The following is a 24,037-nucleotide window of genomic DNA, read 5'->3' as shown; positions in this document are numbered from 1 at the left end:
TCAGGCGGCCAGCGGCAGGGAGCCCGGCATCACGGTCGGCGCGCAGTCGCAGCTGTCGCTGCAGGCGAGGAAGGTGTGCACGGCGTGGCCGCACGCGGGGCACGGCAGGTCGTGGCTGAGGTGCTGGTGCTGGGTGTCCGTGGTGTTCCACATGGCCGTGTCTCCTTCGTGGTCTCGGCTGCTTCTACTAGGACGACGAAGCGGCTCGCCCTGATACGACATGGTGGGCGCGGAAATCTTGCAGAAAGTTCCGCAGTCCCGTTGAGCGGTCAGCCGGAGATGCTGCCGAGGCCGTACGGCGCGGCCAGCAGCAGGACCAGGGAGCCGGCGCAGTTGGTGGCGACGGTCAGCCAGAGCACGGCGACGAACGGCTGCTTGCGGGTCTTGTGGCGGAACAGGCGGCGGCCCGCGAGAGCGCCCGGCCAGCCGCCGAGGAGCGCGACGAGGTGCAGCGTCGACTCGCGGGTGCGCCACTCGCCGCGCTGGGCGGCGCGCTTGTCGGCGCGGTAGAGGACGAGAGCGACCAGGCTGAGGACGACGTACGCCGCAGCGAGGCCGAGCAGGACGTCCGTGCGTTCGATGACCACGGGCCGAAGCGTGTCAGGCAGCGGCGAAGGCGCCGGACCCGGGCATCACCGTCGGTGCGCAGTCGCAGGTGTCGCTGCACGCGAGGTAGGTGTGGGCGGCGTGCCCACAGGCCAGGCACGGCAGGTCGTGGCTGAGGTGCTCGATCCGGTCCATGGCTGGCCTCCTCTCCGATCGGGTCACTCCGATCAGGATGACCCGAACGGCGTACCGGACTCATCGGCCGTTCGGGCCCGAACCGGAGTGGTCCCGATGGACCAGGTGGTCACCCGACCGGGCCAGAGGAGGCAGCCGGGGTGTCAGCGACCGCGGGGGCCGTAGACCGCGTCGGCCTTCTTGAACGCGGCCTCGCGGGCGGCCTTCGTGTTGCGGGCGGCGAGGAGGTAGGCCTGCTCGATCCGCTCCCGCGCGAAGGTGCGACGCGGCGAGGCGGTCCACGTGTCGTTGAAGAGCCGCTTGGCGGCGGCGAGTGCGTCGGGGGACTTCTGCGAGAGCTCCTCGGCCAGGCGCAGCGCGCCGGCGAGCGGGTCGTTGTCGAGGCGGGTGACCAGGCCGAGCTCGTGGGCGCGCGAGCCGTCGAAGACCTCGGCGGTCATGGTGAGCAGCTTGGCCTGGTCGATGCCGACCAGCTCCTTGAGGGCCTGGATGCCGGACATGTCGGGGATCAGGCCCCACTTGCCCTCGAGCACGGACCAGCGGGAGTCGGGGGTGGCGATGCGGAAGTCGGCGGCGAGCGCGATCTGCAGGCCGCCGCCGAGGCAGTGACCGTGGACCGCGGCGATCACGGGGACGGGGATCCGGCGGAAGGCCCACGGGGCCTCCTGGAAGGTGTTGGTGCCGCGCAGCGGGCGCGGGACGAACGCCTTCGCGACGCCGGCCGGGTTGCGCAGCACCGACGCGAAGTCGAGGCCGGCGCAGAACGCGTCCCCCTCGCCGGAGACCACGACGGCGCGCAGCGTCTTGTCGCGGCGCAGCGCGTGCGCGGTGGCGACGAGGTCGTCGAGGATGTCGAGGGTCAGCGCGTTGAGCTTGTCGGGACGGTCCAGCCGGACGTGGGCGATGCCGTCGGTGACCGTGCAGCTGACGTGGGTGCTCATGGCCTCGATGCTACCCGTAGGTAACATCGAGGCCCAGTCCCCCTAGGAGCGCTCGAGGTGCAGGGGTACGGCGACGCCGGGCTCACCGGTGCCCGGGTCGAGCGTGACCTGCCCGGTCCCGCCGAACCGCACGGTCCGTTCCCCGCCGGTGGACGCGTAGCGGAAGGCGCCGTCGCGCAGCGTGATGGTCGAGCCGTCGATCGCCACGCTCGGGTCCCTCACCAGCCCGTGCCACCAGCCCGTGGGCAGCTCGTCGTCGTCGACCAGCGCGGTCGCGGGACACGACGCCGTCCCGCGCGCGCAGGGCTCGAAGGCGGCCCGCACCTGCTCGGCGATCACCGCGGTGCCCTCCGCGGTCGGCGCGAGGCGGAACTCCGGCAGCGGGGTCGTGCTCGTCCCCGCGGCGACCGCCAGGTCGGTCTCGTCGGAGCCGAAGTAGGGACCCACGCTGGCGCGGACCGGATAGACACCCGGGTGCACGAGCTGGGCGTCCGGCTCGTACGTCGACCGGCCGGGCTCGGTCACCGCGATGTCGCCGACACTGAGGTCGAGCTGAGCCGAACCCCAGGACGCCGAGTTCCAGTCGACCTCGCCGGCCAGCGGCGTCACGACCCGCCAGTCGTCGTCGCTCCCCGAGCGCGGCAGGCCGAGCGTGATCGTCGCGCGGTGGCGCTCGCCGGCGAGCCGGTAGCGGACCTCGACCTGCTCGAACCGGTCGAAGGCCACGTCGCTGGTGGTCCGGGCGGTGGTCACCTCCCGGGAGTCGCCGAGGGTCACGTCGCTGATCCGCTCGCTGGCCGCGGCCAGCAGGGCGTCGGCGCGCTCCAGCGCCGAGGGGTCTCCGACGGACACCAGGTCGGCGAGGGCGGCCGGGTCCTGGCTGTCGTCGGAGAGGACGTCCAGGTAGCGCTCGGCCGCATCGCGGGCAGCGGAGTCGTCACGGCCCGCGAGGACGACGAAGGTGACCAGGACCGCGACCACCACCACGGCGACGGCGGCGGCGACCAGCACGGGACGTCGCGAGACGGAGGTCATGCGTCGGGGTCTCGGTGGTCGCCCCAGAACAGCGGGAAGTGGTCGCCCTTGCCGATCTCCTTCGAGGCCTTGGCGTGCTTCTCGAGCGCGTCCAGGGCGCCGGTGTCCTGCTTCCCGATGTCGCTCATCGCCAGGTCCAAGGTGGTCGCGGAGGCCTTGGTCTCCTCGCCGAGGTCCTCCAGCAGGTCGCGGGTGATCAGCCAGATGTTGTCCCACTCCTCCATCGGGCCGTTGCTGTCGATCCCGATCCCCGGCCCGCGGTTGAAGTCGGAGAAGATGCTGCCGACGTAGGAGTCGGAGACGTGCTGGCTGGCCTTGAACAGGTGCCCCGCGACCGCCGGCAGGTACGTCGAGCACATGTCGCGCACCTCCTGGTCGCGGTAGAAGATGTTGTCGGAGCTGAGGTCGCTGTCGTCGTCGACGTCGAGCAGGGCCGGGCGGGACAGGTCGAAGGTCGACTTGTTGTTGAGCACGATGTTGAGGTTGTGGTTGAGGTTGGTCTGGATGGCCCGCTCCTCCTTCACGATGTCGCCGTTGAGCTTCGTGAAGTATCCCGGCATCGCGTCGCGCACCGAGTCGTAGCTGACGCTCGGCGCCGCCGTCTCGGTCTTGACGGCCTCGTAGGCGTCCGATGCCACGGTCACGCCGAGGCCGGCGACGGCGACCGGGATCACGGCCCCGCCGGTGGCGAAGATGGCCGCGCCGGCGGCGGCGTACCCGAGGACCTTGAAGACCAGGCCCCAGCTCAGCCCGCTGTCGTAGGTGACCGCGTCGTAGGCCTTGGTCGTCTCGACGACGATGTCGGCCACCGCCTGGCGCGCCTCGGTCCAGATCCCCTTCTGCGCCTCCAGGTGGCCGCCCAGGCACAGGCACAGGGCGTACTGGCCGCCGACCGCGGTGCTGAGCTGCGAGAGGAAGTTGAGCTTGAAGGCGGCGGCGGTGTGGCCCGCCCACTCCTTCGCGGCGGTCATCGCCAGCTCGATGGCGCCCACGACCTCCCCGCCGCCGGTCGGTCCGCCGTCCTTGTCGACGGCCGAGATGGCGATCTCCGAGATGGCCAGTCGCATCGGCTCGATCCACTTCTGGATCACCTCGGGGTCCGGCAGCGTCCGCCACGGGCTCAGGTGCTCGTCGACCGCGCTGCGGATGTCGTTGAACGCGTCGATGTAGTCGTGGATGTGGTCCTCGTCGACGTTCGAGATGCTGTACTTGCCGCCGCCCTCGCCGTTGCTGTCGGTGCCGGTGACCTCCTCCTGGTAGCCGGTGGTGCCGGCGACCCGGAGGCGGAACCAGCCGTAGCTGGCGTGCCCGATCCAGCCCTCGGACTTCATCCACGCACTGATGCGGGCGATCTTCAAAGCGACGATGAGGGAGTCGAGGTCGTCGTAGGAGGCCATCCGAGTAGGTCCTTCACAAAGGCGTCAGGGCGTCCCGGACGCTGCCCTGTCGGGCTGCGTCCGAAACGCCCTGGGCGTACCTCCGAGACGTCGGGGTCAGGCGGCCTTGACCATCTCCTTCTTCGCCGCCGCGCTCTCGAGGAGGCGCTGCATGACGCGGCGCTTGCGCTTGTCGGCGGTGGTCATGGCGTAGAGCAGCTTGAGCTGCGAGGGCAGGTTCTTGGCGTTGGTGGTCGCGAGCCAGCCGTTGGGGAACGACAGCCGCACGACCCGGTGCCAGGCGCTGTAGACCTGCTGCGGGAGCGGGGCCGAGTGGTAGTTGAGGCCGTACTTCTCGAACACGGCCCGGACCTTCGGGGCGACCTCGGCGTACCGGCTGCTGGGCAGGTCGGGGAAGAGGTGGTGCTCGATCTGGTGCGACAGGTTGCCGGTCATGATGTGCATGAGCTTGGAGCCGGAGATGTTGGCGGAGCCGAGCATCTGGCGCAGGTACCACTCGCCCCGGGTCTCCTTCTCCGGGATCGACTTCAGCTCGAAGGTCTCGACGCCCTCGGGGAAGTGGCCGCACATGATGACCGAGTGCGACCAGATGTTGCGCACCACGTTGGCGGTGAAGTTCGCGGCGAGGGCGGGCAGGAAGGAGCCGGTCGGCAGGGCGAGCACCGGGTTGACGACGTAGTCCTTGGTCGCCTGCTTGCGGATCTTCCTCAGCGTCTTGGCGAGGTCGGCCTTGAACTTCTCGCTGCGCTTCTCCTTGGGGGTGCGCAGGTTGCGGCCGAGCTCGAGGTCGTAGGCCGCGATGCCGTACTCGAAGAAGCAGGCGTTGATGAAGTTCCACAGCGGCTGGGCGAGGTAGAGCGGGTACCAGCGCTGCTCCTCGTCGACGCGCATGATGCCGTAGCCGAGGTCGTTGTCCTTGCCGACGATGTTCGTGTAGGTGTGGTGCACCTCGTTGTGGGAGTGCTTCCAGCCGTCGGCGGTCGAGGCGTTGTCCCACTCCCAGGTGGTCGAGTGGATCTTCGGGTCACGCATCCAGTCCCACTGGCCGTGCATGACGTTGTGGCCGATCTCCATGTTCTCGAGGATCTTGGCGACCGAGAGGCCGACGGTGCCGGCGACCCAGGCCGGCGGGAAGATGCTGACCAGCAGGGCGGCGCGCGAGGCCAGCTCCAGCTTGCGCTGCACGTCGACCATCTTGCGGATGTACGCCGCGTCGGTCTCGCCGCGCGCGTCGAGCACTTCTTGGCGGATGGCGTCGAGCTCGGCGCCGAGCGCCTCGATCTGCTCGGCGGACAGGTGTGCCGTGGGGTTCTCGGCCTTGTTGGTGATCGTCGTCATCGCGATGGCTCCTTGCGGGGGGTTGGGAGTCAGTGGTCGAGGGTGCAGTCGCCGGCGGCGGCACTGATGCAGGTCTGGATCTTCACGCCGTCGGGGTGGGTCTCCCCGGGGACGGCGACGGTGAGCTCGCCGGTGCGCAGGTCGCGCACGGCACCGGACTTCATGGGCAGCACGCAGCCCATGCAGATGCCCATCCGGCAGCCGCTCGGCATGAGGACGCCGGCGGACTCGGCGGCGTCGAGGATCGGCACGGACCCGTCGGTCTCGACGGTCGTGGCGGCCGCACCGGCGAAGGTGAGGGTGCCGCCCTCGGCGTCGACGTCGACGACGGTCGGGCGGAACCGCTCGGTGTGCAGGGTCAGCCGGCGCTCGTCGTAGAACGCCTCGAGCGTGTCGAGGAGGCCGGCGGGGCCGCAGGCGTACGCCGTGCGCTCGGCCAGGTCGGGGACCTCGGTCTCGAGGTCGGCGGTGGTCAGCAGGCCGTCGGTGTCGGTGTGCCGCTCGACCAGGCGCAGCCGGCCGGCCGCGGCGTGGGCGCGCAGCTCGGCACCGAAGATCACCTCGTCGCGCTTCATCGCGGAGTGCACGAGGACGATGTCGTACGCCGCACGGGCTGCCTCGACGGAGGCCTCGTTGCGGGAGTAGAGGTTGCGCAGCATGCCGATCACCGGCGTGATGCCGGAGCCGGCGGTGACGAGCAGCAGCTTGTGCGTGCGGCCGGCGACCGGCGGCGTCAGCACGAAGTCGCCCTCGGCCTGCGCGAGCTGGATCATCTGGCCGGCGCGGGCCTCGCGGACGAGGTGCTGCGACACGGCGCCGTCGGGGATCGCCTTGACGGTGATCGAGATCTGGCCGTCCCGGCGCGGGCCGTGGGTCAGCGAGTAGGTGCGCCACAGGCGCACGCCGTCGACGTCGACGCCGACCCGGACGTACTGGCCGGGGATGTGGCCGGCCCAGTCCTTGCCGGGCTTGATCACGAGCGTCGCGGCGTCGGCCGTCTCCTTGTGCACCGAGACGATCCGGCCCTGCAGGCCGGCGGCGGCGCCGGTGCGCAGCGGCGCGAAGTGGTCGAGGAGGTCGTCGACGCTCAGCGGGGTGACCGCGGCGTCGAGGAGCGAGCGGAAGCCGGTGCGGAGGCGTCCGGTGCGGGCGGTCGCGTCGGGGGCGGCGGTCGTCGTACTCACACCATCAAGGCTCCCAGCCGAGAGCGCTAAACTCATGACCGCAGCCGGTGAATCCACTCGCTGGTTTTGTACCTGAGAGACAAAGAAGGCATCGATGCCCCGTCGTGTGTTGCGCAGGACACGGACCGGTGACGAGAGCGTGCTGCTGCCGCCGGAGACCGTCGTCGCGCTGCGCGGCGAGCTGGCGCGGGTCGCCGACGACGTCGTCGACCAGATCATCCGCGAGGTGCCGCCCTACGAGGACGCCTTCAGCGGGCCGATGGGCGAGACCATCCGCGGGGCGGTCCAGGTCGCCCTCGGTGGCTTCCTCTCGCTCATCAGCGACTCGCGCGGCCCGGATGCGCTGGCGCCGCGCTCGTCGGCGGTCGACGGTGCCTACCAGCTCGGACGCGGTGAGGTCCGCAGCGGGCGCACGGCGGACGCACTGCTGTCGGCGTACCGGATCGGGGCGCGGGTGTCCTGGCGGCACCTGTCGGCCAAGGCGGTCGAGCAGGGCATCGACCCGGCGACGATGGCGTCCTTCGCCGAGCTGGTGTTCGCCTACATCGACGAGCTCTCGGCGGCGAGCGTCGCGGGGCACCGCGACGAGTCGGCCAGCGAGGGCCGGATCCGGCAGCGGATGGTGGAGCGCCTCGCCCGGCACCTGCTGACCGGCGCGCCCGAGGCCACCGTGCTCGCGTCCGCCGAGCGGGCCGAGTGGACGCCGCCGGTCACGCTGACCGCCGTGCTCGTGGCGGAGTCGCAGGCCGGCACGCTGCTCCAGGTGCTGCGCCGCGGCACCCTGCTGACCACGGACCTGCCCGAGCTCGACGGTGCGGCGCTGCTGATGGTCCCCGACGCGCACGACCGCCGCCGCGCGACGCTGCTGCGTGCGGTGCGCGACCGCGACGCCCTGGTCGGGCCGGCCCGGCCGTGGGTCGACGTACGCGAGTCCTACGACCGCGCCGTCCGGGCGCGGGCGCTCGGGCTCACCGGCGACACCGAGCAGCACCTCCCACGGCTGGTGCTCACCGCCGACCCGCAGGCGCTGGCCGACCTGCGGGCCAGCGTGCTGGCGCCGCTCGACGAGCTGCGCCCGGCCGCTGCCGCCAAGCTGCGCGAGACCCTGCGCGCCTGGCTGCTGCACCAGGGGCGGCGCGAGGACGTGGCGGCGGCGCTGTTCGTGCACCCGCAGACGATCAGGTACCGGATGACGCAGGTCCGGGACCTGTTCGGCGACCGGTTGGAGGATCCCGATACCGTCCTTGCCCTGACGATTGCTCTCGGCGTCGAGGAGGTGGGCAGATGAGGCGTGGGGCCTCACTGCTGGTGGTGGCCGCCGTGCTGCTCGCGGGGTGCTCGGACCCGCCGGAGTCGAAGCTCGACCGCCCGGGCACCGTGCCGAGCGGGTCGTCGTACGTCGCCCTCGGGGACTCCTACTCGGCAGGGCCCCGGCTCGGGCCGAGCACCGGAGCGGTCGGCTGCGAGCAGACGAAGGGCAACTACCCGCACCTGCTGGCCGACCGGCTCGGCCTCGACCTGACCGACGTCACCTGCGGCGGCGCGACCAGCACCGACCTGACCGAGTCGCAGACCCCGCCCAACGGCTCGCCCGTGCCCCCGCAGCTCGACGCGCTGAGCTCGTCGACCGACCTGGTCACGATCGGCATGGGCGGCAACGACGGCAAGGTCTTCTCCGAGCTGGTGACGACCTGCGTCGGCAAGGCCGCCAAGGACCGGGGCGGGGCGCCGTGCACCGCCGAGGGCGCGTCCTTCCGCGTGCGGGCGGAGCGCCAGATCGGCAAGCTGCCCACCCGCATGGTCGAGGCCATCGAGGCGGTCCGGGAGCGCGCGCCCGAGGCGACGATCATCGTGGTCGGCTACCCGGCCATCTTCCCGGAGGACGGCACCTGCCCGCTGCTCCCGCTGGCGCGCGGCGACTACCCGTACGCCCGCGAGCTGGTGAGCCGGATCAACGACGGCCTCGCCGCCGCCGCGGACCAGGCGGGAGTCGAGTACGTCGACGTCTGGGACGCCACCGACGGCCACGACATCTGCGCCACCGACCCCTGGATCGCCGGGATCATCCCTGCGCACTCGGGCCTCGAGTACCACCCGTACGCCGAGGAGCAGGCGGTCGTCGCCGACCTGCTGGTGGCTGCGCTGCGCTGACCTGTGGACGAGGGGCCGGCCTGGACGAGAAAACTGGCGCTGGGACGAGGATGCTTCCTCGTCCCAGCGCCAGTTTCACCGGCCGGCCGGTGAAACTGGCGCCGGCCGAAAATCCGCGGGTCAGGCCTGAAGGGCCTGGATCGCCTCGTGGATCGCGAGCGTGCGCTCGGCGGACTCGACGTGGAGGCTCTCCACCATCTTGCCGTTGTAGGTGACGACGCCGGCGCCCTTGCCGTCCTCCCAGGCCTGGATCAGGCCGCGGGCGTCCTCGACGGCCTGCTCGCTCGGGGCGAACCCCGCGTTCGCGCCCTCGACCTGGCCGGGGTGGATCAGGGTCTTGCCGTCGAAGCCCATCTGGCGGCCCTGCTCGACCTCGGCGAGGAAGCCGTCGACGTTCTTCACGTCGTTGTAGACGCCGTCGATGATCACGATGCCGGCGGCACGGGCCGCGAGCAGGGCGAGGCCGAGGCCGGTGATCACCGGCTGGCGACCGGGCACGTGCTCGGCGTACAGCTCCTTGACCAGGTCGTTGGTGCCCATCACGAAGCCGGTGAGGCGCTCGGACGCGGTGGCGATCGAGAGCGCGTTGAGCATGCCGATCGGGGTCTCGACCATCGCCCACAGGGTGGTCTTCGCCGGGGCGCCGGCCGCGGCGAGGGCGTCGACGAGCTCGAGGACCTCCTCGGCGGAGTTCACCTTGGGGACGAGGACGACGTCGGGGCCGGCCTTCGCGGCGGCACGGATGTCGTCGGCGTGCCACTCGGTGCCGATGCCGTTGACCCGGATGATGAGGTGGCGCTCGCCGTACTCACCGGACTGGACGGCGGCCGCGGCGGCCTCGCGGGCGGCCGGCTTGGCGTCGGGGGCGACGGCGTCCTCGAGGTCGAAGATGATCGCGTCGGCAGGCAGGGTCTTCGCCTTCTCCAGCGCCCGCTCGTTGGAGCTGGGCATGTAGAGGACGGAGCGCAGCGGCTTGAAGTCGGTCATCTCTCAGGCCTCCGGGGTCTCGATCGCGTCGTACGTCGCCTTCAGGTCGGGGTCGATCTCGGCCAGCTTCTCGGCGAGCTCGACGAGGACCAGGCACTGCTTGAGGGAGGCGTCGTCCTCCATCTTGCCGTCGATCATGACCGCGCCGGTGCCGTCGCCCATCGCGGCGACCACCCGGCGGGCGTGGGCGATGTCCTCGACGCTCGGGGAGAAGACCCGGTTGGCGATCTTGATCTGGACCGGGTGCAGCGACCAGGTGCCGACGCAGCCCAGCAGGAACGCGTTGCGGAACTGGTCCTCGCACGCGACGGTGTCCTTGATGTCGCCGAACGGGCCGTAGTACGGGTAGATCCCGTGCGTCGCGCAGGCGTCGACCATCTTGGCGATCGTGTAGTGCCACAGGTCCTGCTGGAAGATCGCGCGCTTCGCGTCGAGGTCGGGCAGGCCGTCCGCGCCCCGCGGTGCGTCCTCGCGGACGAGGTAGCCGGGGTGGCCGCCACCGACACGGGTGGTCTTCATCTTGCGGTCGGCAGCCAGGTCGGCCGGACCGAGCGAGAGGCCCTGCATGCGCGGGGAGGCGCCGCAGATCTCCTCGACGTTCGCCACGCCGCGCGCGGTCTCCAAGATCGCGTGGATCAGGATCGGCCGGGTGATGCCTGCCTTGGCCTCGAGCTGGGCCAGGATCCGGTCGACGTAGTGGATGTCCTCGGCGCCCTGCACCTTCGGGACCATGATCACGTCGAGCTTCTCGCCGATCGCCGGCACCAGCGTGGTCAGGTCGTCGAGCACCCACGGGCTGTCGAGGGCGTTGATCCGGGTCCACAGCTGGGTCGGGCCGAAGTCGGTCTCCTGCGCGATCTTGACCAGGCCCTCGCGCGCGGCGACCTTGTTGTCGGCCTTGATCGCGTCCTCGAGGTTGCCCAGCAGCACGTCGACCGTGCCGACCATCGCGGGGATCTTGGCGGCCATCTTCTCGTTGCTGGGGTCGAAGAAGTGGATCGCACGGCTCGGCCGGGCGGGGATCTCGCGCAGCGGCTGCGGCGCACCCACGGCCAGCGGTCGGAAGAAGTCCTTGGCACTCTTGTGGCTCACGTTTCGACAACCTACCGGCGAGTCACCCTGTCCGGGTATGAGAGATATCTCGCGCGATGCCGGTGCGGGGCACGGCCGGACCTGGTGGGCCACGGTCCTGACCGTCGTGCTGCTCCACGGCGCCGGCCTGGCGATCCTCGCGGGCTGGGCGGGGCGCTACTTCGACCCCCTCGACGAGCGCTGCCCCTGGTACGACGACGAGGGGACGATGGCGGCACCCCGGTCCCTCCAGGGGCGTGTCGTGTGTGGGGACTCGGGGGTCTCCGGCACCTACTGGCTCGTGGTGGTGGGGGTCATGGCCGTGGCCCTGCTCGCTGCGTTGGCGTTCTGGCTCTGCCGGCGCACGACCCTGGCCGTGGTGGCGGTGCTGCTGGCAGGGCTGGTGCCGGCCGGGCTGGCGGAGGCGTCGCTGCGCCTGGAGGACAGCTGCTCGGCGGCGCAGTGGAAGCAGTACGGCAAGGCCGGCTGTGAGCAGGATCGGGAGCTGCGGTAAGCCTCAGCGCCGCCGCCGCCACCACCGGCGGCGGTGCTCGGGCTCGGGGCGCGGGGGTGCGGCGAGGCGGCGGGCTGCGCGGCGCTCGTGCCAGGCGGCGATCGTCTCCTCGACGTCGCGCGGCATGGTGATCAGCGGTGGCCCGTCGACCGGTGTGTAGCGGGCGCGGATGACGCGGGCGTTGAAGTCCTCGACGAACGCACGCGCCTCGCGCTCCGACCCGAGACGGTCCAGCGCTGCCTCGAGCTCGGCCTCGTCCTTGCGGAGCTGGAGGGCGGCGGGGAGCACGGTGATCCGCTCGCGCTCCACCAGGCGCTTGACCCACCAGTCGGGGTCGTGGGTGGCCCCGAGGTCGGGGATCGGCTTCCCGGCGCCGGGGAGGTCGTCGAACTCGCCGCGCTCCATCGCCTGGCGCCGCTGCGGGTCGACCCAGGTCTGCTGCTGCTCGATCCGGGCGCGGGCAGCGGCCTTCTCCGCACGGGGGTCCGCGGTCGGCTCCGGCTGCTCGTCCACCACTCCACGATAGGCAGGTACGGCGAGGCGCGGTGGGCCTTGTGTCCCACCTCCCGGCAGGCGCATGGTGGACTCATGCACGCGAGCGTGGGAGACCGCCTGGTCGTGGAGGCGCACACCGACTCGCAGCGCCGGCGCGAGGCGGAGGTGCTCGAGGTCCGCGGACAGGACGGTGGGCCGCCGTACCTCGTCCGTTGGGAGGACGGCCACGAGTCGCTGGCCTTCCCCGGCCCGGACGCGCACGTCGTACCTGCTCAGTCCTGAGCGCGGCTGCGTGGCTGCTGGGCCGTGGGGTGGGCGCGCGGCTCTGGCCCGGGCTGTAACACGTCGTTCGCTGCTCCAGCAGCCGCACGACCACCGTCGGGGACCCCTGCACGGGGCTGCATCAGGGGACACGTGGCGCGTAGAGCCGCGAACCACGTGTTACAGCGCCTCGCCGCCCGGCCGCAGGAAGTCCGCGACCAGCGGAGCGAGGGTGTCCGCGCTGGTGACCAGGCCGAGGTGCCCGTCGGCGTAGACGTGCAGCCGGGCGCGGGGGATCAGCCGCTCCATGATCCGGGCGTTGACCAGCGGGATGATGGGGTCGTCGTCGCCGGCGAGGATCAGCGTGGGCTGCCGGACGAAGGGCAGGCCGGGGAGGCTGGACCAGCCGGCGCCGGCGAGCAGCTGGAGCAGGTAGCCGCGCCGGGAGCCGACCCGGGAGTGGGCGTGCATGAGGCGGCGTACGTCGTCGGGCCGGTCGCGCATCTGACCGCCGTAGAGCTCGGCGGCGACCTGGACCGCGTAGTCGGCGTCGCGGTAGCGCTGGGGCGTCACCATCTTCCGCAGCACGCTCGGCGGGGCGGGGACCATGATCGAGCCCGTGGCGGTGCTGACCAGGACCAGGCGCCGGCAGCGGCGGGGCTGCTGGAAGGCGATCTGCTGGGCGAGCCCGCCGCCCCAGGAGATGCCGAGGACGTCGTACTCGTCGTACCCGAGCTGCGTCATCATCGCGCCGACGCCGACGGTGAGCAGCGCGAAGTTGTAGGGCAGCTTCGGGTTGGGGGAGCCGCCGACACCGGGTACGTCGAACCGGACGACCCCGATCCGCGGGTCGAGGGCGTCGACGAACGGCTGGAGCAGGTCGAGGCTGGCCCCGATCCCGTTGCACAGCAGCAGGGGCGGGCCGGGCTCGGTGCCGGGACGGACCGAGGCCCGGATCTCGTGCCCGAGGACGGTGAGCTGGCGCAGCTCCAACGCGGGTGACCTCACTTGTCGAAGACGTAGGTGCCGGGGGCCTCGGCCAGCGGCTGCAGCCGGGTCGATCCCATCTCCTTGGGAGCGGGCTTGAGCTCGCCGCAGCGCGCGTCGAGCCACTGCGCGACATCGTTCCACCACGAGCCCTGGTGGGTCTCGGCGCCGGTCAGCCAGGCCTTCGCGTCCGGGCCGTGCTCGTCGTTGGTGTGGAAGGTCGCCTTCGGGTTGCCCGGAGGGTTCACCAGCGCGGCGATGTGGCCGCTGGTGGACAGGATGAACCGCGTGCTCCCGCCGAACAGCTGGGTGGTCCGGTAGCAGTTCTCCCACGGCGTGATGTGGTCGGCGATGCCCGCGACGATGTAGCTGTCGACGGTGACCTTGCCGAGGTCGATCGGCTGCCCCAGCACGGTCAGGGCGCCGGCGCGGGTGAGCTGGTTCTCGACCGCCATGTCGACGAAGTCGGCGTGCAGGCCGGCGGACATCCGGGTGGTGTCGGCGTTCCAGAACAAGATGTCGAAGGCGGGGGGCTTCTTGCCGAGCAGGTAGTTGTTGACCCAGTAGTTCCAGATCAGGTCGCTGGGCCGCAGCCAGGCGAACACCTCGGCCAGGGAGCGGCCGTCGAGGAAGCCCTTCTGGGCCGAGCGGGCCTTGGCCAGCGCGGCCATCCGTGGGTCGCTCAGGGCGCCGACGGTCCCGGCGTCGTGGTTGTCGATCACGGTCACCGCGAGCACGATGCCGGCGAGGCGGTCCTGGCGGCCGATGCCGGCGAGGTACGCCGCGGTGATGCTCGCGAGGATGCCGCCCGAGCAGATCCCGGCGAGCACCGTCTGCGCGCTGCCCGTGATCTCCTCGACCGCGTCGAGGGCCTCGAGGATCGAGCCGACGTACGTGTCGAAGTTCCACGCGGAGTGCCGGGTGTCGGGGTTGCGCCACGAGATGACGAACATCTGGCGGTTGTTCTGCGTGCTGAACTCGACCAGGCTGCGCCCCGGCGACAGGTCGATCGCGTAGAACTTGTTGATCGTCGGCGGGACGATCATCACCGGCACCTCGTGCACCTCGTCGCACTGCGGCACGTACTGGATCAGCTCCAGCACCTCGTTGCGGAACACGACTGAGCCCGGCGTGGCAGCGATGTTCTCGCCGAGGGTGAAGCCCGAGGTGTCGACCATCTCGGGCACCCGCGGCGAGGAGGCGAGGTCCTTGACCAGCTGGGTGCCGCCGCGGACCAGGCTCAGCCCGGCGGTGTCGATCACGGCCTTGGCGGAGGCCGGGTTGACCAGCGGCACGTTGCTCGGCGCCATCGCCTCGACGACGTTCTCGACCAGGAAGCGCACCCGCTTGCGGTCGCGGGGGTCGAGGTCGGCGTCCGCGACGAGCTGGTCGACCGTGCGACCGCTGGCGAGGTACACCTGCACCAGGCGCCGCAGCAGCGGGTTCTCGGTCCAGGCCGGGTCGGTGAAGCGGCGGTCGCCGCGCCTGGGGGTGACGTCCGACGTACCGACGACGACCTTGGCGGTCTCGCCGGCCAGGGCGCCGAGGCGCCGGGCGGTCGTCCGCGGGCGGCGGGCGAGGGACACGGCCCACCGGGCGGTGGACATGTCGGGCAGGAAGCGGCGCACGGGGCCGAGGGCGGCGTCGACGAGGAGTACGTCGAGCGGAGCGGCGGCGTCGGCCAGGCGGGTGGTGGTCGAGGAGCTCATGACCCAACTGTCGTCCTCGGGGACGGGCCGGCGCTTCGGCCGTGGGCACCGAGATTCCCGGGCATCCTGTGTGCGCATGCACAACGGCGGGCCGAGCCAGGCCCTAGTCTCGGTCCTGTGAGTGGACCGGACGTGAACGCCGAGGTGCGCAAGCTCAGTGCGCGGCTGCTGCCGGAGTCCGAGCAGCTCGGCGCGGCGATGGCCCAGCGGATCCGCGACGAGATCCCGGTGTACGACGGCGGCGAGGTCGTGACCCACGAGGAGCTCGTCGCGTCGTGCACGCTCAACGCCCGCTACATCCTCGGCAACCTGGCCGGCGACGTCAGCGCGTCCGAGACCCCCAGTGAGACCGGAACCACCCGGGCCGAGCAGGGCGTCCCGTACGCGATGGTGCTGCAGGCCTTCCGGGTCGGCTCACGGTTCATCTGGGAGGTGCTCGTCGACCGGGCCGACCCCGAGGACCGCGACCGGCTGCTGCTCGCCGCCGCCGACATCTGGGCGGTCAGCGACCAGCTGGCGGCCGACGTCACCGACGCCTACCGCCGAGCCCTGGCCGACCGCGCCCGCCGCGACGGGCAGATGCGCGCGGTGCTGGTCGGCTCCCTGCTCGACGGTGACGCCGACGCCACGGCCTACGTCGGCGAGACGGCCGGCATGCTCGACCTGGGCCGCGCGACGGAGTACGTCGTGGTGTCGGCCGAGTCGCCGACGCCCGGCGCCGAGGGGCTGCCCGACGTCGAGCGGGCGCTGCGCCGCGCCAACGTGCGCTCGGCGTGGCGGCTCGACCACGACCACCAGGAGGGCGTGGTCGCCCTCCGGTTCGGGTTCGGCGCCGAGCACCTCGTCGAGGTGCTCACGGGCCTGGCCCAGGCCCGGGTCGGGGTCAGCACCGTCGTCGGCCGCCTCGACGACATCCAGGAGGCGCGGCGCCAGGCCCGGGTGGCCTGTGCCGCGGTCTCGCCCGGCGCTGCGGTCGTCGGCCGGTTCGGCGCCGACCCGCTCGCCGTACTGCTGGCCGCGAGCCCGGACCAGGCCCGGGTGCTCGTCGACGCCGTGCTCGCGCCGGTCATGGCGCTGCCCGAGGACGACCGGGCCGTGGTCTTCGCGACCGCCCGCGCCTGGCTCGCCGCCGGCGGCTCCACCTCGACGGCCGCCCGCGAGCTGCACGTGCACCGCAACACCGTGCGCTACCGGATCCGGCGGCTCGAGGAGATCACCGGCCGCGACCTCGCCCGACCCGTCGACGCCGCCGAGCTGTACGTCGCGCTGGAGTGCGTGCGCATCCTCGGGCTGGGGTGAGTGACACCAGCTACAGCGGGACGTCCGCACGCCGCGGGTCGCACCAGGGGGTGCCGGCGGGGGTGCGGGAGAACTGCTCGTCGTACAGCCGCTTGTAGAGGCCGCCGGCCAGCAGCAGGTCGTCGTGGGTGCCCTGCTCGACGAGGTGGCCGTCCTCGAGGCCGAAGATGACGTCGGCGGAGCGGATCGTGGAGAGCCGGTGGGCGATGGCGATCGTGGTGCGCGACCGGGTGGCGCGCTCGAGCGCCTCCTGGACCAGCCGCTCGGTCTCGTTGTCGAGGGCCGAGGTGGCCTCGTCGAGGATCAGGATCCTCGGGTCCTTGAGCAGCACCCGCGCGATCGCGAGCCGCTGCTTCTCGCCGCCGGACAGGCGGTAGCCGCGCTCGCCGGTGATCGTCTCGTAGCCCTCGGGAAAGCCCATGATCCGGTCGTGGATGTTGGCGTCGCGGGCCGCCTGCACGATCTCCTCCGAGCTCGCGTCGGGCCGGGCATAGGCGATGTTGTCGCGGATCGTGCCGTGGAAGAGGTACGGCTCCTGGGTGACCATCCCGACCGCGTCGGCCAGCGACGACAGGGTCAGGTCGCGCACGTCGTACCCGTCGATGAGGACCGCGCCCTCGGTGACGTCGTAGAACCGCGGGACGAGGTACGTCGCCGTGGTCTTGCCGCTGCCCGACGGGCCCACGATCGCGGCGAGCTGGCCGGGCTCGACCACCAGCGACACGTCGTCGAGGGCCCAGCTCGATCCGGTCGGCCGCTCCTCGTCGTCCTCGATCCGCACCCCTGTCTCGCCGAACCGGTCGCGGTTGACGGTGCCGGACAGCGAGCGCGGCTCGGGGTAGCGGAAGCGGACGCCGCGCAGCTCGACCCGACCCTGCAGCTTGTCGGGGTCGAGGGCGATCGCGCCGGGACGTTCGGTGATCGCGGGCTCGAGGTCGAGGTACTCGAAGATCCGGCGGAACAGCGCCATCGAGGTCTGCACGTCGAGCGTCACGCGCATCAGCTGGAGCAGCGGCATCTGCAGCCGGCTCTGCAGCGTCGTGAACGCGACCAGGGTGCCGGCGGTGATCGTGTCGGCGCCGACGGGGACGTGGCCGGTGATGATCCAGCCGGTGACCAGGTAGATCAGCGCGGGCGTGATCGCGAAGAAGGTCTGCACCATCGCGAAGAAGGTGCGCCCGGTCATCGCCTGCTCGACCTGCAGCCGGGTCTGCCTGCGGTTGGCCTCGCGGTAGCGCTCGACCTCCGACTCGGCCCGGTTGAACACCTTCGCGAGCAGGATGCCGCTCACCGACAGGGCCTCCTCGGTGATGGCGGTCATCTCGGAGAGGGACTCCTGGGTACGACGGGCCAGCCGCTGCCGCGCGCGCCCGACCCGGAACTGCAGGCCGACGAACAGCGGCATCAGGAACAAGGTGAGCAGGGTCAGCTGCCACGACAGCACGATCATCGACACGAACGCCGCCGTCACGGTGACCGAGTTCTGCACGATCGTGGTCGCGGTGTCGGTCAGCACCGTGCGGACACCGGCGACGTCGTTGGCCAGCCGGGACTGGATCGCGCCGGTCTTGGTGGCGGTGAAGAACGCCAGCTCCATCTTCTGCAGGTGCTCGAAGAGGTCGCCGCGCAGGTCGGCCATCGCGGAGTTCCCGACCGTCGAGGTCAGCCACATCTGCACGATGCCGATCAGCGCCGCCACCACCGGGATCGCGCACATGCCGGCGATCAGCCAGGCCAGCAGGTGCAGGTGCGGGCCGCTGCCGTCGAGCGGGAAGAGCGCGTCGTCGAACACCGCCCTGGTCAGGAAGGGCACCATCGCCTGCAGCGCCGCCGCGGCGAGCACCGCGACCAGGACGAGCCCGATCTTGCCGCGGTAGGGCCGCAGCAGGTGGGCGATCCGGGGCAGTACCGGCTCGCGCTTGCGCAGGTCCGCCGTGGTCAGGTGGGTCACCACCGGGCTGGGCCGCATCAGGCGTCCTGCCCCGCCCAGCCGGCGCCCCAGCGGCCGCGGTGGGCCACCTCCTGCCACGGCGTACGACGCCGCCGGCTCGCCGAGCCCTGCGCACCGGTGCTGCGTGGGGCCGGGTGGCCGATCGTGATCGCGCCGATCGGGTGCGGTGCCTGCCCGTCGTCGCCGTCGACCAGTCCGAGGACCTCCTTGACGGCGTCGACCCGGCCGGGGACCAGCCCGAAGAAGCAGGCGCCGAGGCCGGCGTCGGTGACCGACTGGAGCAGCAGCAGGGCGGCCATCGCGGTGTCGAGGTGCCAGTACGGCATCGCCCAGCGGTCGGCGTCGTGGTCGGCCAGCCCGGCGCGACGCTTGTCCGCCTCGGCGTACCGGTCGAGGTAGGCGTCGCGTCGGCTGCACGGCACGACGACCACGGGCGCACTCATCATCCCGGCCAGCCAGCGGTCGGGTGCCGACGTGTCGGCCTGCGCCTCCCAGAACCCGCGCACGCTCGGCGGGGTGTCGAGCACGACGAAGCCCCACCCCTGGGAGAAGCCGGCGCTCGGTGCGCGGGTGGCGTGGTCGAGCGCCCGCTCGAGGACGGCGGGGTCGACCGGGGTGGAGGTGTAGGCGCGCGTCATCCGGCGTCGGCGTACCACCTCGGCGAACTCCACGGCCCCAAGCCTAGGGGGCCCGGGGGTGCGTCTGAGGCGGTGCGAGGCGCCCGGCCCGGAACCTGAGGTAGGGCAGGAGCCGAACATAGGGAACGTGTCCGATGTGGGGGACTACCTCAGAGGACGAGTCTCTACGTCATGAGCAGCAACTACTACCTCAACGCAGAGAACGAGTACCGCCGCCAGCAGGCGGCCCGCGGCGTGGCCGCCAGCCGGGCGGGGCGCAGCCGCATCTCCTGGCTGCGGCGGATCGCCGCCACCGACCCGAGCATCGAGCGCCACACGCGCTGACCCGGTCGCAGCACTTGTCCACCCTGTCGGTGGCGGGCGCCATGATGGTGCCCGTGGCCGCACACAGCAGCCTGACCATGGTCGGGCGTGACACCGAGCTCGCCGAGGCGATCGCCGTGCTCGACGACGCCGTCAGCGCCGCCGAGACCGGGACGTCCCGGCGAGCGGTGCTGCTGTCCGGCGACGCCGGCGTCGGCAAGACCCGGCTGCTGCGGGCACTGCGCGACCACGCCCTCGACAGCGGCTGGCAGGTGCTGGCCGGGCACTGCCTCGACTTCGGCGACAGCGCGCTGCCCTACCTCCCCTTCAGCGAGGTGCTGGGCCGGCTCGACGCCAGCCACCCGGAGCTGGTCGAGGCGGTCGCCGCCATCCACCCGGCGCTGACCCGGCTCCAGCCGGGACGGCGCACGCGCGTGGTCGGCGACGAGTCGTCCGACGAGCACAGCCGCGGCGCCGACCGCGGCGACACCTTCGTGGCCGTGCACGCGCTGCTCGAGGCGGCGGCGACCGAGGCGCCGGTGCTGCTGGTGGTCGAGGACCTGCACTGGGCCGACCAGTCGACCCGCGACATGCTCGGGTTCCTGTTCACCCGGGCCTTCGCGCGGCCGGTGGCCATCGTGGCGTCGTACCGCTCCGACGACCTGCACCGCCGTCACCCGCTGCGCCGCCAGGTCGCCGAGTGGACCCGGCTGCCCCAGGTCGGGCGCCTGGGTCTCGGCCCGCTGCCGGCGGAGGCCGTGCGGGCGCTGGTGGGCGAGCTCGCGCCGGCCGGCCTCGACGAGCGCTCCGTCAACCGGATCGTCGAGCGCGCCGAGGGCAACGCCTTCTTCGTCGAGGAGCTCGTCGCCTCGGGGTCCTGCGCCGAGGGCGACGTGCCCGGCGACCTGGCCGACCTGCTGCTGGTCCGGCTCGACCGCCTCTCCGAGGAGGCCCGCCACGTCGTCCGCGTCGCCAGCGTCGCGGGGCGCCGGGTCACCCACGACCTGCTCGCCGCCACGGCCGACGTCCCCGTCGACCAGCTCGACTCCGGCATCCGTCAGGCCGTCGAGATGAACGTCCTCGAGGTGGGCGGACACCTCTACGCCTTCCGCCACGCGCTGCTCGGCGAGGCGATCTACGACGACCTGCTGCCCGGCGAGCGGGTCCGGCTGCACGCGCGCTACGTCGCCGCGCTGTCGAGCGGCGCCGCCGGCGGTACGTCGGCCGAGCTGGCCCGCCACGCCCGCCGGGCCAACGACCTCGACCGGGCCGTGACGGCGAGCATCGAGGCCGGCGACGAGGCGATGGCGGTGGGCGGCCCCGACGAGGCGGCCGACCACTACCAGCAGGCGCTCGAGCTGCTCGAGGACCCCGAGCGCGTCGCCCGGCTGGAGGTCGACCACGCCAAGCTGGTGGTCCGCGCCGCCACCGCCCTGATCACCGGCGGCAACGCCGTCCGCGCCGGCCAGCTGGTCGCCGCCCGGCTCGCGCAGCTGCCGCCCGACGCGCCCGCAGCCGACCGGTCCCGGCTGCTCAGCACCCACGCCGAGGTGCTCTCGATGACCGAGACCGAGCTCGACCCGGTCGCCATCTCCGCCGAGGCGCTCGCGCTGGCTCCCGAGGGCGAGAGCCCGCTGCGGGCCAAGGCGCTGGCCGCGCACGCCCGGATCCTCGGGGCCTACCGCCGCGACCAGCAGGACGAGGCCGAGGCGCTCGCGACCGAGGCCCTCGCGCTGGCCGAGCGGCTCGCGATGCCGCAGCTGGCCTCCGACATCGTCACCACGCTCAGCGGGCTGCGGGTGCAGACCGTCGCCGGGTCCGAGCAGGACGCGCTGCGCCGCACCCTCGAGTCGGCCGTCGACAGCGCCGTGCGGGCCGGTGCCTTCCAGGCCGAGATCCGGGGGCGCTGGCTGCTCGGCCGCTCCTACCAGGACTCCGGGGACTGGGAGCAGTCCGCGCGATGGTTCCGCTCCGCGATGGCGCTCGGCGAGCAGGCCGGCCTGGTCTGGGCACCCTTCAGCATCGAGTCGCGCTGGCAGCTGACCCGGATCAGCTACCTGCTCGGCGAGTGGGACGACGTGCTCGCGCTGGTCGACGTCGTCGACGGGCTCAGCGGCCCACCCATCCCGCGCGGCATCATCGAGCCCGCCCGGCTCTCGGTCCTCGCCGCCCGCGGCGAGGACGTCCTCGACCGGCTGCTCGCCCTGCGCCCGCTGTGGGAGGACGAGGGCGGCGTCGCGGTCTACAGCTCCGGCGCCGAGATCGAGTTCCACGGCGATCGTGGCGACGCGGCGGCGGCGATCGCGGTCTACGACCACGTGGTCGACGTCCTCGGGCGGATCTGGGGCGAGTACTTCGGCGGCCGGATCCGGCTCGCCGCCGGTACCCTCGCCGCGATCGCCCGGGCGATGCCGCGGGCCAGCGCCGCCGAGCGTCGTGGTCTGGTCGACCGGGCCGACCGGCTGCTCGCCGACGGTGAGGCGGTCCTCGCCGCGATCCGCGAGCGCAGCGGCCCCTGGGGGCCCGAAGGCCGGATGTGGACCGACCGCCTGGTCGCCGAGCACCACCGGGTGCAGTGGCTCGCCGGCGGTGAGGAGGCGCGCCGCGACGAGCTGCTCGCCGCCTGGGAGGCCGCGCTCGACTCGACCGTGAAGGTCGGCAACGTGCCCGAGCTGCTCCGCGTGCGGGCGGCGTACGCCCAGATCCTGCGACTCCTCGGCGACACCGCCCGGGCCCGCGACGAGGCCGACCAGGCGCGCGCCCTCGCCGACCGGCTGGGCGCCCCGCTCCTCGTCGCCGACCTGGCGGCCGAGCCCGGCGCGGCGCGGGGTGCCGCCACGACGAGCCACTCCGGCGGTGCCGCGCTGACCGCGCGGGAGCTGGAGATCCTCGGGCTCGTCGCCGAGGGGAGGTCCAACGGCGAGATCGGCAAGCAGCTGTTCATCAGCACCAAGACGGTGAGCGTCCACGTCTCCAACATCCTCGGCAAGCTCGGCGCGGCGGGGCGCACCGAGGCGGCGGCGATCGCCCGTCGCGACGGTCTCCTCCCGTAGATCTCCTACCGTGGTCGGAGGCCGGCGTCCCGGCCGCGGCGTAGCGTCCCTTGCATGACGATGGAGGCGGAGCGCACGGAGCTCGACGGCGACACCCGCGCGCTGACCATGCGGCGGTTCCGGCACGGCAGCGTGGTGGGCGGACGCGACCTCGCCCCGGTCCCGGCCGGCCAGCTGCCGCCCGGCCCGCGCTGGCCGGCGCTGCTGCAGACGGTCGCACTGATGCGCTTCCGGCACCAGTTCCACCCGTGGCTGCACCGCAGGTACGGCGACGCGTACACGGTCAACCTCATCCCGGGGAACCGACCGCTCGTGCTGTTCACCCGGCCCGAGGTCACCAAGGAGATCTTCGCGGCCGACCCGGAGGTCTTCCACGCCGGCAAGGGCAACGCGATCCTCGGCCCGATCATGGGGGAGCACTCCCTGCTGCTCCAGGACGCAGGCGAGCACCACCGGGCCCGCAAGCTGCTGATGCCGGCCTTCCTCGGGCACGCCCTGCGCGGCTACCGCGGCCTGGTGGCCGAGGTCGCCGCAGCGGAGGTCGACACGTGGCGCGAGGGCGAGCCGTTCCGGGCGCTCGAGCGGATGAACTCGCTGACCCTCGAGGTCATCCTCCGCGTCGTCTTCGGCGTGACCGACGAGACCCGGCTCGCGAAGCTGCGTCCCGCGGTCAACCACACGGTCGAGATCCACCCGGCGATCCTGCTCGGCTGGGCGTACCCGCGGTTGCAGAGGCTCGGGCCCTGGCGCCGTACGGTCGACAACCAGGTCGAGCTGGACCGGCTGATGTACGCCGAGATCCGCGAGCGCCGCGCCGCCCACGACCTCGGTGAGCGCTCCGACGTGCTGTCCCGGCTGCTCGCCGCCACCGACCCCGACGAGCCGGGCAGCGGCCTGGACGACACCGAGCTGCGCGACCAGCTGGTGACCCTCCTGCTCGCCGGTCACGAGACCACGGCGTCCGCGCTGTCGTGGGCACTGGTCGAGGTCGGCCGCAGCCCCGACCTGCTCGCGCGCACGCAGCGGGCGGTCGACGAGGGGGACGACGCGTGGCTCGAGGCGGTGCTCAAGGAGTCGATGCGGCTGCACCCGATCATCCCGATGGTGGTGCGCACCCTGATGGCACCGGCCACGGTCGGTGGCTGGGACCTGCCGGCGGGTACGACGGTCGGCCCGTCGATCATCATGAGCCACCAGCAGGAGTCGAACTTCGCGGACCCGGACGTGTTCCGGCCCGAGCGCTTCCTCGGCGACGAGGTCCCCGCGCTGAACGTGTGGATCCCGTTCGGGGGCGGCGTGCGCCGTTGCATCGGCGCCGGCTTCTCGCTGATGGAGGGGACGGAGGTGCTGCGCGAGGTGTTCCGCCGCTACGACGTCACGGCTGTCGGCACCGACGTGCCCAAGGTCCGCAACATCACCAGCGTGCCCCGGCGGGGGGCGCGGATCCGGGTGCGCGCGCGCTGACCCCGCCTCCGGTCCGGACGGTCGCCGCGACGTCCTCGAACAGGTCGGCGTAGTCGGCGTAGTCGACCCGCGCGACCGTGCCGGTCAGGGTGACGCCGATCCCTCCGCGCAGCCAAGCCCACTGGTCGCACACGACGTCGATCCCACCGATGAGGTGGGAGAACCGCGCATAGCCGACCGGCTCGCCGTCGAGGTCGACCTCGTCGGTGTCCTCGACCTCGAGGTCGTCGAGCTGGAGGGCGAGCGCCGCCATCGCCTCCCGGCGCCAGTCGGCGAGGGTCGGGGCGTCGACCGGTCCGGTGCGCAGCGTGAGCTCGGGGGTGAAGCCGGACGGGGTGGGGGTGGGCGCCCGGGAGACGAGGGCGACGCCCGGCGCCGGGTCGTCGAAGGTGGCCCAGCGGCGGGGGACGGCGAGGCTGAGGGACGGTGTGCCGGAGGTGGTCATGCCCGGCAGCCTCGGCCGCTCGCGGCTGTGGACAAACAAGCGCGCGGCGGGCCTGTGGACAGGAGCGTGAACG

The 24,037-nt window shown here is 72.4% G+C and carries 24 protein-coding genes; 8 read left to right on the top strand and 16 right to left on the bottom strand.

The annotated features are described in order from the left end of the window. The 8 genes from BJ958_RS16610 to BJ958_RS16575 form a co-directional block, all read right to left on the bottom strand. On the bottom strand, window positions 1-153 hold the full coding sequence (locus BJ958_RS16610) for a hypothetical protein (RefSeq protein WP_179728034.1): 153 nt from the start codon (window positions 151-153) through the stop codon (window positions 1-3). A 116-nt stretch (window positions 154-269) separates the two neighbouring features. Further along, window positions 270-587 (bottom strand): DUF1294 domain-containing protein, encoded by a 318-nt coding sequence (locus tag BJ958_RS16605; RefSeq protein ID WP_218865810.1) that lies wholly within the window; start codon window positions 585-587, stop codon window positions 270-272. Between the two features lie 13 nt (window positions 588-600). Further along, window positions 601-741 (bottom strand): hypothetical protein, encoded by a 141-nt coding sequence (locus BJ958_RS16600; protein WP_179728033.1) that lies wholly within the window; start codon window positions 739-741, stop codon window positions 601-603. A gap of 143 nt (window positions 742-884) precedes the next feature. Next, window positions 885-1,682, bottom strand: coding sequence for a crotonase/enoyl-CoA hydratase family protein (locus tag BJ958_RS16595; RefSeq protein WP_179728032.1), 798 nt, complete (start codon window positions 1,680-1,682; stop codon window positions 885-887). 42 nt (window positions 1,683-1,724) lie between these two features. Beyond that, complete coding sequence (locus BJ958_RS16590; protein WP_179728031.1) at window positions 1,725-2,717, bottom strand: hypothetical protein; 993 nt, start codon at window positions 2,715-2,717, stop codon at window positions 1,725-1,727. Beyond that, entirely contained in the window at window positions 2,714-4,114 is a 1,401-nt protein-coding gene (locus BJ958_RS16585; RefSeq protein WP_179728030.1) for a hypothetical protein, read from the bottom strand. Before BJ958_RS16585 ends, BJ958_RS16590 begins: the two co-directional genes overlap by 4 nt. Window positions 4,115-4,210: 96 nt before the next feature. Then, a complete protein-coding gene (locus BJ958_RS16580) occupies window positions 4,211-5,452 on the bottom strand; it encodes a fatty acid desaturase family protein (RefSeq protein ID WP_179728029.1) in 1,242 nt (413 codons plus the stop codon). Between the two features lie 29 nt (window positions 5,453-5,481). After that, the gene (locus tag BJ958_RS16575) at window positions 5,482-6,636 is read right to left on the bottom strand and encodes a ferredoxin reductase (RefSeq protein WP_343052710.1); all 1,155 of its coding nucleotides are present in this window, start codon (window positions 6,634-6,636) and stop codon (window positions 5,482-5,484) included. Window positions 6,637-6,730: 94 nt separating this feature from the next. Here BJ958_RS16575 and BJ958_RS16570 point away from each other — a divergent pair, with 94 nt between their 5' ends. Continuing rightward, a complete protein-coding gene (locus BJ958_RS16570) occupies window positions 6,731-7,924 on the top strand; it encodes a PucR family transcriptional regulator (protein WP_179728027.1) in 1,194 nt (397 codons plus the stop codon). Then, window positions 7,921-8,787 (top strand): SGNH/GDSL hydrolase family protein, encoded by an 867-nt coding sequence (locus BJ958_RS16565; protein WP_179728026.1) that lies wholly within the window; start codon window positions 7,921-7,923, stop codon window positions 8,785-8,787. The genes BJ958_RS16570 and BJ958_RS16565 overlap by 4 nt, the downstream gene beginning before the upstream one ends. Window positions 8,788-8,907: 120 nt before the next feature. On the opposite strand, the gene BJ958_RS16560 is transcribed toward BJ958_RS16565, so the two are convergent. Both BJ958_RS16560 and BJ958_RS16555 read right to left on the bottom strand, forming a co-directional pair. Further along, window positions 8,908-9,774 carry an HpcH/HpaI aldolase/citrate lyase family protein gene (locus tag BJ958_RS16560; protein ID WP_179728025.1) on the bottom strand — a complete coding sequence of 289 codons (867 nt, stop codon included), beginning with the start codon at window positions 9,772-9,774 and terminating at the stop codon, window positions 8,908-8,910. 3 nt (window positions 9,775-9,777) lie between these two features. Continuing rightward, window positions 9,778-10,866, bottom strand: coding sequence for an aldolase/citrate lyase family protein (locus BJ958_RS16555; protein ID WP_179728024.1), 1,089 nt, complete (start codon window positions 10,864-10,866; stop codon window positions 9,778-9,780). A gap of 37 nt (window positions 10,867-10,903) precedes the next feature. Here BJ958_RS16555 and BJ958_RS16550 point away from each other — a divergent pair, with 37 nt between their 5' ends. Further along, window positions 10,904-11,359 (top strand): hypothetical protein, encoded by a 456-nt coding sequence (locus tag BJ958_RS16550; RefSeq protein WP_179728023.1) that lies wholly within the window; start codon window positions 10,904-10,906, stop codon window positions 11,357-11,359. Between the two features lie 3 nt (window positions 11,360-11,362). Here BJ958_RS16550 and BJ958_RS16545 read toward each other — a convergent pair whose 3' ends face one another. After that, window positions 11,363-11,872, bottom strand: coding sequence for a DnaJ family domain-containing protein (locus BJ958_RS16545; protein WP_343052709.1), 510 nt, complete (start codon window positions 11,870-11,872; stop codon window positions 11,363-11,365). 75 nt (window positions 11,873-11,947) lie between these two features. Here BJ958_RS16545 and BJ958_RS16540 point away from each other — a divergent pair, with 75 nt between their 5' ends. Next, window positions 11,948-12,136 (top strand): DUF1918 domain-containing protein, encoded by a 189-nt coding sequence (locus tag BJ958_RS16540; RefSeq protein ID WP_179728021.1) that lies wholly within the window; start codon window positions 11,948-11,950, stop codon window positions 12,134-12,136. A 159-nt stretch (window positions 12,137-12,295) separates the two neighbouring features. Here BJ958_RS16540 and phaZ read toward each other — a convergent pair whose 3' ends face one another. Then, the gene (gene phaZ / locus BJ958_RS16535) at window positions 12,296-13,108 is read right to left on the bottom strand and encodes a poly(3-hydroxyalkanoate) depolymerase (RefSeq protein ID WP_218865809.1); all 813 of its coding nucleotides are present in this window, start codon (window positions 13,106-13,108) and stop codon (window positions 12,296-12,298) included. A gap of 11 nt (window positions 13,109-13,119) precedes the next feature. Next, a complete protein-coding gene (locus BJ958_RS16530) occupies window positions 13,120-14,811 on the bottom strand; it encodes a PHA/PHB synthase family protein (protein ID WP_179728020.1) in 1,692 nt (563 codons plus the stop codon). A gap of 117 nt (window positions 14,812-14,928) precedes the next feature. Between BJ958_RS16530 and BJ958_RS29105 the strand changes: the two genes are divergently transcribed. Further along, complete coding sequence (locus tag BJ958_RS29105; protein WP_179728019.1) at window positions 14,929-16,110, top strand: RsbRD N-terminal domain-containing protein; 1,182 nt, start codon at window positions 14,929-14,931, stop codon at window positions 16,108-16,110. Between the two features lie 10 nt (window positions 16,111-16,120). Here BJ958_RS29105 and BJ958_RS16520 read toward each other — a convergent pair whose 3' ends face one another. After that, window positions 16,121-18,079, bottom strand: coding sequence for an ABC transporter ATP-binding protein (locus BJ958_RS16520; RefSeq protein ID WP_179728018.1), 1,959 nt, complete (start codon window positions 18,077-18,079; stop codon window positions 16,121-16,123). Continuing rightward, window positions 18,079-18,732, bottom strand: a complete 654-nt coding sequence (locus BJ958_RS16515) for a nitroreductase family protein (protein WP_179728017.1) — start codon at window positions 18,730-18,732, stop codon at window positions 18,079-18,081. The genes BJ958_RS16520 and BJ958_RS16515 overlap by 1 nt, the downstream gene beginning before the upstream one ends. Window positions 18,733-18,870: 138 nt before the next feature. On the opposite strand from BJ958_RS16515, the gene BJ958_RS16510 reads away from it, so the two are divergent. The 3 genes from BJ958_RS16510 to BJ958_RS16500 are packed head-to-tail and all read left to right on the top strand — an operon-like array spanning window position 18,871 to window position 23,519. Continuing rightward, entirely contained in the window at window positions 18,871-19,023 is a 153-nt protein-coding gene (locus BJ958_RS16510) for a hypothetical protein (protein WP_179728016.1), read from the top strand. A gap of 53 nt (window positions 19,024-19,076) precedes the next feature. Then, the gene (locus BJ958_RS28635; protein ID WP_179728015.1) at window positions 19,077-22,055 is read left to right on the top strand and encodes an AAA family ATPase; all 2,979 of its coding nucleotides are present in this window, start codon (window positions 19,077-19,079) and stop codon (window positions 22,053-22,055) included. Between the two features lie 54 nt (window positions 22,056-22,109). Beyond that, on the top strand, window positions 22,110-23,519 hold the full coding sequence (locus BJ958_RS16500; protein WP_246319061.1) for a cytochrome P450: 1,410 nt from the start codon (window positions 22,110-22,112) through the stop codon (window positions 23,517-23,519). Here the strand turns inward: BJ958_RS16500 and BJ958_RS16495 are convergent. Further along, window positions 23,470-23,964: a hypothetical protein gene (locus BJ958_RS16495; RefSeq protein WP_179728014.1), complete on the bottom strand. Its 495-nt coding sequence runs from the start codon at window positions 23,962-23,964 to the stop codon at window positions 23,470-23,472. The genes BJ958_RS16500 and BJ958_RS16495 overlap by 50 nt on opposite strands. Between the last annotated feature and the right edge of the window lie 73 nt (window positions 23,965-24,037).

The sequence above is a fragment of the Nocardioides kongjuensis genome, from assembly GCF_013409625.1.
GTDB classification, from domain to species: Bacteria; Actinomycetota; Actinomycetes; order Propionibacteriales; family Nocardioidaceae; genus Nocardioides; species Nocardioides kongjuensis.
The sequence above is the reverse complement of the archived record's forward strand: the minus strand, read 5'-3'. Positions and strand labels throughout refer to the sequence as shown.